The following is an 8,069-nucleotide window of genomic DNA, read 5'->3' as shown; positions in this document are numbered from 1 at the left end:
CTCGGGGGCGGTGCAGGAGGAGCGCTGCGGGACGCTCCTCCCCCGGCCCGTCGCGCGGGGGCGCTCCGGGCCGGGTGGAGAGGGGATCAGCTCGCGAAGGTCCAGGTGAGCGGGAGCGAGGCGGACAGGCCCTGGTAGGCGTTGGTGGCCGACGAGTCGAGGGTCACGGCGATGGAGAAGGGGGTGGAGGTGCCGGGGGTGACCGGGGCGGTGTTGAGGGTCTTGACGGCCGAGCCGGCGAGGGTCGCGGCGGTGCCGGTGAAGACGGTGGTCCCGCCGGAGGTGATCACGACGTTGAGCTTGCCGCAGAAGTCGGTGGCGGAGCCGGAGGCGCCGGCCGCGACGTTGTTGCTCTGCGAGCAGGTGGCGCCGGGGGTCAGCGTGAAGGTGTTGGCGTTGACGGTGCCGGTGTTCTTCAGCGTGATCGCGGTGGTGACGGTCTGGCCGGGGACCATCGTGGTCGATCCGCCGAACTTGTTGATGGTCGCGCAGGTCGCGGTGTTGGTGCTGATCGAGCCGCCGTCGGTGCTGAGGCAGGTGATGGGGCTGGCGCCGGTCGACTTCTCCTCCATGACGAGCGAGCCGGAGGCGGCGGTGTTGCCGGTGTTGGAGATGCTCGCGACGAAGCCGGACAGGGTGCCGGACATCGAGACGGAGAGGAGAGCAGCGGCGGCGATGCTCGTCGCGATGGCGAGGGGAGCGAAGCGGACGCGCTTGGACTTGGCGGTGTGGGTCGACATGGCAGGACTCCTGATCGGATGGGGCGGGCTGATGCTGAAGGGGGAGGGTCCGGCTGGTGTTCCGCCGAACTCGATTGACCGCTAAGTTACTTGATGGCAAAGATACATTGCAATCGTTCTTTCACCCCCTGTCCGGGTGACAGGCCGGGACCCCCGAGGGCGACCCGTACGATGACCCCAGCCCTACCCCGAGAAGGACGAATGACCACCGAGAGACCGACCCCGCGCGACGTCGACCAGGACGCGCCCGCCGTGCAGCTGCGGCAGTCGCTCCGCCTGCTCGAGAACGCGCAGCGGCACCTCCGCGCGAGCATCGCCGCGGGCGTGGGCGTGGGCATCTCGGAGCTCACCGCGCTCGAGGTCCTCGGCGAGTCGCCCGACCTCACGCCGAAGTGGCTGGGCCTCGAGCTCTCCCTCTCGACGGGCGCCGTGACCGCGCTCCTCGACCGGCTGGCGACCGCCGGCCACGTCGACCGGCTCGCCAACCCGCAGGACCGCCGCAGCGTCCTCCTGCGCCTCACCGCCTCCGGGGAGCAGCTGCTCGCGCAGGTGGACGAGCGCTACGACGAGGTCAGCGCGGAGGTGCTGAAGGCCTCCCCCGGGCTGAACGGCATGGCGGACGACCTGGCGCGTGCCGCCGCGGTCATCACCGCGCACACGATCCGCTGATCCGCGCCAGTCGCTAGGAGTCCAGCGCCCGGGTCAGGGTCCAGACGTTGCGCCCCTCCGAGCGCTCGTGCTCGAACGTGGTCGTCAGAGCCTGGATGAGAGCGAGCCCGCGGCCCGACTCCGCGAAGACGTCCGGCATCTCCCGCGGCCCCGTGCCGATGTCCGGCGGATCGGCCGTGTCGACCAGCTCCGCGTGGATCGCGTCTCCCTCGACGCGCACGACGAGGCGGCAGACGATCGTCGTCGTCGACGTCGCGTGCTGGATGACGTTGTCGACCAGCTCGACCAGCGCCGTCTCGACGGCCATGCGGTCGCGGGCCGGCAGGTCCGGCCGCTCGCCCCAGAGCCCGGCGAGCATCTCGTGGACGACCTCGGTGTCGTCCGGGGGCGTGCGGAACCCGACGCTGCGCTCAGTCACGGTACGCGTCGCCGGCCGTGTCGAAGAGGGTGAGCACCCGGTCCAGATTGGACAGCTGCAGCACCATCACGACCTGCTCGCTGGGCGCCGCGATCCGCAGGTCGCCGCCCGCCTGCCGCGCGGTCTTGAGAGCGCCGACCAGGGCGCCGAGGCCGGAGGAGTCCATGAACGTCACCGCGCTGAGCTCGACGACGATGCGGGGGCTGCCCTCGTCGATCGCCCGGCGGACGGCCGAGCGCAGCTCCGGAGCCGAGGCCGCGTTGAGCCGCCCCTCCCCCCGCAGCACGGCGATGTCGGGGGCGATCGTCTCGGTCGTGAACGTCATGCGGGGTCCTTCTCGGCGGAGCGGTCGGCGCCCGTGCGGGTCAGCACGAGGGCGGTGATGTCGTCGGACGCGGAGCCGGAGGCGGCGAGCGCCTTCAGCGCCTGCAGGAACTCGGCGGTGTCGGCGGAGTCGCGGGCGAGATCGACCGCGCGCGCCAGGGACTGCAGGGTCCCGTCGTAGAGGTCGAGGACGCCGTCGGTGAAGGCCAGGAGCGAGTCGCCGACCGCGAGCTCCACGGTCTGGGTGATCCAGCCGCCGTCCTCCGCGATGCCCAGCGGGAGGCCCAGTGCCGCGAGCCGCTGGAACGAGCCGTCGGCGCGGAGGAGGACGGTGAGCCCGTGGCCCGCGTCGACGAAGTCGATCCGGCCGGACGCGGTGTCGAGGCGCCCGTGGAAGAGGGTCGCGAAGGTCTCCGTGGCCGTGAAGTCGTCGTGCAGCTGGGCGCTCACCGCGCTGACGACCGCGTCGGGGTCGCCGCCCAGGCGCGCCCGGAACGCGGAGCGGATCGAGGCGGCCACGATCGCCGCCGCCGTCCCCTTGCCCATCACGTCCACGAGGGTCAGGTCGACCGTCTCGTCGTCGCCGCGCCAGCTGTAGAAGTCGCCGGTGATCGTCCACCGCGGCAGCGAGAGCCCCGAGAGCTCGTAGCCGGCAGGGTGGTGGAGGGAGGAGGGAGCCATCTGCGTCTGCATGTCGGCGGCGCGGTCGCGCTCCGCCGTGTCGCGCAGCTCGCGCTCGACCCACTCGCCGAACTCCTCGAGCAGCTGCCGCTCGTCCGGGGTGAGGCTCCGGGGCACGAAGTCGATGAGGCAGAGGGTGCCCAGCTGAAGGTCGCCCTCGACCGACAGCGGCCGCCCGGCGTAGAAGCGGACGTGCGGGTACCCCGCGACGTGCTCGTGCCCGACCCACGCCTCGTCGGCACCGAGGTCCGGCACGACGAAGGTGGTGCGCTTCTCGAGCGTCGCGTCGCAGAAGGTGCCGGCGCGCGGGTAGGCGAGCACGGCGTCCGGACGCTGCGGGGACTTCGTGAACAGCGTGGTGTCGTCGAGGAAGTGGATCTCGGCCACGGGCACGCGGAACAGCTCCTCGGCCATCCGCGTGATCCGGTCGAAGCGCTCCTCCGGAGCCGACCCCATCATCTCGAGCGCCTCGAGCGCCACCAGCCGCGGATCCTGCTCGGCCTCGATCATCCGTGCCCCCTTCCCCCTGCGCGCCGCGCCGGGACTCCCCGGAGCGCACACGCACCTCCGACCGTATCGCCCCGCTTGACGGGTGGGGGACCTTCGGCGCCTCTGTACCCCTCACGGGGTACGGCTGTCGCAGATCGCGCGGTCGGGAGCGTCGGCGGTGGCCGATCCCGGCCGTCCTCGCGTCCGCCTCTTGCCGCCGGACGGAGCGGACCCCTACTCTTCACCCGACGCTCCCCCGGCGACCCGTGAGCACCCGAAGCCCGCAGGCTCGTGGGCGTCGCCTCAGGAGCGCCCGTGCCCACCCAGCCGCGTCCCCTCCGCCGAACGCGCGCGGAGACGAACCGACCCTCTCGATCCGACGCGCCCCGGCGCGGGAGCCCGCTCGCTGCGGCGCTCCTGCTGGTGACCGCCCTGATCCTCCCGCTCGCCGCCGCGCCGACCGCGTCCGCCGTCGACTCGGCGGGCGACGAGTACGACGCGATGCGCCTCGGCCTCGTCGCCGACCTGACGGGCACGATCCCGGGCAGCGCGAGCGTCGGCGGCCTCGCCGCGGCGAAGGGCCGCCTCGTCGCCGAGGCCGAGGGCTACTGGTCGACGCTCGAGACCGGCGGCGGCGAGCCCTGGCCCGACCTGGTCACGGGCACCTCGGCGGTGGAGGTGTGGGCCGCCTACAAGCGGGTCACCGTCCTCGCGACCGCGCTGAAGACCCCCGGCACCGCCCTCAGCGGCGACCCGGCGCTCCTCCGCGACGTCGTCACGACCGCCGACTGGCTCTCGGCGAACCGCTACAACCGCTCCACCACCGGCACCTCCCGCTGGTGGGAGCAGCAGATCGGCATCCCGCTCGAGCTGAACAGCATCACCGCCCTCCTCTACCCCGACCTCTCGGCGGCGCAGGTGCAGGCCTACCTGTCGGCCTCGACGCGCTTCGCCGACACCGTCACCCGGACCGGCGCCAACCGCGTCTGGACGGCGGCGGTCATCGCCGGGCGGGCGGTGCTGCTGAAGCAGCCGACGAAGATCGCGGAGGCGGCCGCCGGCATCGACCCGGCGCTGCGGACGGTGGCGTCCGGCGACGGCTTCCACGCCGACGGCTCCTTCGTGCAGCACAGCGTCTTCGCCTACAGCGGCGGGTACGGGCTCTCGATGCTCGACACCCTCGACGACCTGTACGCGCTGCTCGCCGGCTCCCGCTGGGAGATCACGAGCCCGGAGGGGCTCGGCGTGTACGACCGGCTCGCCTCCTCCTTCGCCCCCGTCACCTGGTGCGGCGCCGTGATGTCGACGGTCCGCGGCCGCGAGACCGCGCGGGCGGAGTCGGAGGACGGCGACGTCGGCGTCCAGCTGCAGGCGGCGGTGCTGCGCCTCGCCGACAGCGCCCCTCCCTCGGCCAGGACACGGACGAACGCGCTGGCGAAGAGCTGGCTGGCCTGCAACTCCGGCAGCCCCGTGAGCATCGAGACGGCCGGATCCGTCAGCGACGTCGTGCGCGCGCGGCTCGTCCTCGCCGACACCGGCCTGACCGCGACCCCGATCGGCTCGGGCGTCCGGGCCTTCGCAGGCATGGACCGCTTCACGCGGACCACGGCGACCTCGGGCTTCGCCGTCGGCCTGTCGAGCACGCGGATCGCCCGCTACGAGTCGCTCAACGGCGAGAACCGCAGCGGCTGGTACACCGGCGACGGAGCGACGTCGCTCCACCTGGGCAGCGGGCGCCAGTACGACGACGGCTACTGGGCCACGGCGAACCCGTACCGGATGCCCGGCACCACCGAGGACACGATCGTCCGGAGCGCGGGCGAGGGCGCGTCGTCCCGCCCGACGACGACCTTCACCGGGAGCCTCGAGAGCCCGTCGCGGCGGACGGGGATCGCGGCGCTCGACTTCGACGCGGCGTCGGTGAGCCTGGTCGCGAAGAAGGCCTGGTTCACCTTCGACGACGAGATCCTCGCGCTCGGCTCCGGGATCACGGCGACCGACATGTCCGGGACCGGCTGGGACGGGGCGCGCCGGCGCGCGGAGACGGTGATCGACGACCGCCGCGACGTCGCTCCCGATGCGAGGCTCCGCGTCGACGGCGTCCTCCGCGGTGCGGAGGCGACCGCCACGAGTACCGCCCGCTGGGCCTCGATCACCGGCTCCGCGGAGTCGGTGGGCTACGTCTTCCCGACGCCGATCGCCCTGACCGCGCAGGGGCGGACCCGCACCGGAGCCTGGAGCGCCGTGAGCGCCGCCGGTCCGACGGCGCCGGTGACCGGCCACTACTACTCCCTCACGACGAGCCACGGCACGAACCCGACCGGCGCCTCGTACGCGTACACGGTCCTCCCCGGCGCCTCCGAGGCGGCGACCGCCGCGTACGCGGCGGACCCGGACGTGACCGTGCTCAGCAACACACCCCAGCTGAGCGCCGCCCGCGACCGCTCGACCGGCACCGTGAGCGCCGTGTCGTGGAAGGCCGGGACCACGAGCCCCGTCCTCGTCGGAGGCGCCCGGGTCGCGAGCATCACCGGCGCCGGACTGGTCTCGATCCGGGAGGACGCGGACACGGTGACCGTCTCGACCGTCGACCCGACGCAGGTCTCGACGAGCGCGCTCACCGTGACGCTCGCGCGGCCGACCGCGGGCACGGTGTCCTCGAGCGCCGCCCTGAGCGTGACGAGCAGGACGAGCACCGCGACGACGATCACGTTCCGGCCGAACGGGCTGAAGGGAGCGACGGCGTCCATCGTGCTCGCGAAGAGGGCCGCCACTCCGGTGCCGACGGCCACGCCCACGCCGACCGCGACCGCCGCGTCGACCTCGACGCCGACCGCCACGGCGACTCCGCTTGCCGCCGTCGGGGCCGGCACCCACCAGAACGGCTCACCGGCCGTCGCCGTCACGGGCACCTGGTCCACGACCTCCTCCTCCGCGGACAGCGGCGGCGGCGTCTCCTTCTCGTCGACGGGGGGCGCCTCGGCGACCCTCCGCTTCACCGGCACCGGAGTCTCGTGGGTGAGCCGCCGGTCCAGCACGTCCGGGATCGACGAGGTCCGCCTCGACGGCGTCCTCGTGGCCTCGGTCGACCGCTACAGCGCCACCACCCGCTCCGCCCAGACCGTCTGGACCAGCGGCATCCTGCCCGCCGGCATCCACACCGTCACGATCACCCGCGGCAGCACACGGAATCCGGCGGCGACCGGGGGCAATCTGATCCACGACGCCTTCGTCGTGAGGGGCTGACCGCCCGGCTATCACCGGCCGCGGTGCCTGGCCAGGCCGCCCCCTCTCCTGATAGGCACACCGTCTCTCTATCCCTCCGGCTCCTGCGCGGGCCGCAGTCGTCTCGGACCACACCGCGAGATCGCCTACCGGCCGCCCCCCGAAGCGACCTCGGCCGCCGGGCGGTAAGTAGCGGTGAGGCAGAACTACCGTCGATAATGGTTCGGGTCGTCGGCCGAGCAGCCCTTTTTGCTACTCCGTCTCAATAACAGCGTCACGATCAGCAGCGCAGGGAGTCTCGAATGACAGCGTGGGTAGTTCGAGCCGGGGCGAGTGGCGAACGCGACTCCTGGACCCTCGAGAAGTCGATCGCAGGAGGCGGGTTCCACGAGGTCGAGGACCTTTCCCACCTCACTTTACGGGGCCAGATCGCCGCATCAGTGGAAGCGGGGTTCCCAAGGGACTCGCAGCCGGGTCGGCTCGCGAACTACACCGGTCAATTACTCGCCCTCCGGACCCTCATCGAGCCGGGCGACATCGTTGTGACTCCACTGAAGTCGACGAAGCGAATCGCGATCGGGGTGTGCACTCGCGGCTACAGCTTCGATGCCGACGAGCCTGATCCGACACGCCGCCATACCATCGGGGTCGAATGGAGAAATTCGGAAATCTCCCGCGGTTCCCTCAAGGACGATCTTCTCAACACGGTGAATGGCGCAATGACCATTTTCCGCGCAACGAAGAACAATGCAGAGGCAAGATTGCGAAGCGTGATGCAGACAGGGGTGGATCCGGGCTCCGGACCGATCAGCGCTCCCCAGAGCTCCGCGGTTTCCGCTGGAATGGACGAAAGGCGAAGCACGGTCGAGGACGTAACGGACCCTCGAAGCGTTCCCACTCTTCAGGCAATCCGCGACAGGGTGAGGACTCACCTCATCGAGAACTTCGGCGGCCACAAGTTGAGCCACCTTGTCGGCGATCTCCTGAGGGCCGAGGGCTACACCTGTGATGTGTCACCCGAGGGGCCCGATTTCGGGGTAGACATCATCGCCGGACGCGGTCCGCTCGGTCTGGATTCTCCGACCCTCATCGTCGAGGTCAAATCTGAAGCAGGTCAGATAGGTGCGCCTGTTGTACGAGGCCTCCAGGGAGCGATGGCTTCGAACAAGGCTGATCAGGGTCTGCTCGTAGCCTGGGGCGGTCTGAATCGTCAGGCGCGCACCGCCATTCGCACCGATCGCCTGACGATCCGCGTCTGGGACTCAGAGGACCTTCTTGATCGTTTGTTCATGGTCTACGAGCGCTTGCCCGAAACCACTCGATCGAGAATCCCACTGACGAGGACGTGGATTCTTGACGAGGACATCGACTCTTGAAGACCTGAAGGTACTTGGCGGCAAGCAGGATCGCTTCTCCCGAAACTCCCGGGTCGATCCGTTTCGCCTCACCCGAGGGGCGATCAAAATGGTCGTCAATGCCTACTCGAGCAAGTGGACGCGTTGAACACGGTGATTTCTGCGCGC

The 8,069-nt window shown here is 71.1% G+C and carries 7 protein-coding genes; 3 read left to right on the top strand and 4 right to left on the bottom strand.

The genetic code is table 11. The features are described from left to right. Window positions 1–86: 86 nt before the first annotated feature. Window positions 87–740, bottom strand: coding sequence for a hypothetical protein (locus tag C5C49_RS11520; RefSeq protein ID WP_104224276.1), 654 nt, complete (start codon window positions 738–740; stop codon window positions 87–89). Window positions 741–941: 201 nt separating this feature from the next. On the opposite strand from C5C49_RS11520, the gene C5C49_RS11515 reads away from it, so the two are divergent. Beyond that, on the top strand, window positions 942–1,409 hold the full coding sequence (locus C5C49_RS11515; RefSeq protein ID WP_104224277.1) for a MarR family transcriptional regulator: 468 nt from the start codon (window positions 942–944) through the stop codon (window positions 1,407–1,409). Between the two features lie 13 nt (window positions 1,410–1,422). Here C5C49_RS11515 and C5C49_RS11510 read toward each other — a convergent pair whose 3' ends face one another. Genes C5C49_RS11510 through C5C49_RS11500 form a run of 3 tightly spaced genes read right to left on the bottom strand, consistent with a single transcriptional unit; the run spans window position 1,423 to window position 3,342 of the window. Then, window positions 1,423–1,827: an ATP-binding protein gene (locus tag C5C49_RS11510; protein WP_104227126.1), complete on the bottom strand. Its 405-nt coding sequence runs from the start codon at window positions 1,825–1,827 to the stop codon at window positions 1,423–1,425. After that, complete coding sequence (locus C5C49_RS11505; RefSeq protein WP_104224279.1) at window positions 1,820–2,152, bottom strand: STAS domain-containing protein; 333 nt, start codon at window positions 2,150–2,152, stop codon at window positions 1,820–1,822. The genes C5C49_RS11510 and C5C49_RS11505 overlap by 8 nt, the downstream gene beginning before the upstream one ends. Continuing rightward, window positions 2,149–3,342 carry a PP2C family protein-serine/threonine phosphatase gene (locus C5C49_RS11500; RefSeq protein ID WP_104346209.1) on the bottom strand — a complete coding sequence of 398 codons (1,194 nt, stop codon included), beginning with the start codon at window positions 3,340–3,342 and terminating at the stop codon, window positions 2,149–2,151. The genes C5C49_RS11505 and C5C49_RS11500 overlap by 4 nt, the downstream gene beginning before the upstream one ends. Before the next feature lie 402 nt (window positions 3,343–3,744). On the opposite strand from C5C49_RS11500, the gene C5C49_RS11495 reads away from it, so the two are divergent. Both C5C49_RS11495 and C5C49_RS11490 read left to right on the top strand, forming a co-directional pair. Continuing rightward, window positions 3,745–6,567, top strand: a complete 2,823-nt coding sequence (locus C5C49_RS11495; RefSeq protein ID WP_104346208.1) for a polysaccharide lyase 8 family protein — start codon at window positions 3,745–3,747, stop codon at window positions 6,565–6,567. A 281-nt stretch (window positions 6,568–6,848) separates the two neighbouring features. Beyond that, on the top strand, window positions 6,849–7,922 hold the full coding sequence (locus C5C49_RS11490; RefSeq protein WP_258065958.1) for a restriction endonuclease: 1,074 nt from the start codon (window positions 6,849–6,851) through the stop codon (window positions 7,920–7,922). Window positions 7,923–8,069 lie beyond the last annotated feature (147 nt).

It is taken from the genome of Rathayibacter sp. AY1E2, assembly GCF_002932325.1.
Classification (GTDB): Bacteria; Actinomycetota; Actinomycetes; order Actinomycetales; family Microbacteriaceae; genus Rathayibacter.
The sequence above is the reverse complement of the archived record's forward strand: the minus strand, read 5'-3'. Positions and strand labels throughout refer to the sequence as shown.

Coding starts and splice junctions, on each gene's coding strand:
- C5C49_RS11505 (WP_104224279.1), bottom strand. CDS start 2,152: ATGACGTTCACGACCGAGACGATCGCCCCCGACATCGCCGTGCTGCGG.
- C5C49_RS11520 (WP_104224276.1), bottom strand. CDS start 740: ATGTCGACCCACACCGCCAAGTCCAAGCGCGTCCGCTTCGCTCCCCTC.
- C5C49_RS11490 (WP_258065958.1), top strand. CDS start 6,849: ATGACAGCGTGGGTAGTTCGAGCCGGGGCGAGTGGCGAACGCGACTCC.
- C5C49_RS11500 (WP_104346209.1), bottom strand. CDS start 3,342: ATGATCGAGGCCGAGCAGGATCCGCGGCTGGTGGCGCTCGAGGCGCTC.
- C5C49_RS11515 (WP_104224277.1), top strand. CDS start 942: ATGACCACCGAGAGACCGACCCCGCGCGACGTCGACCAGGACGCGCCC.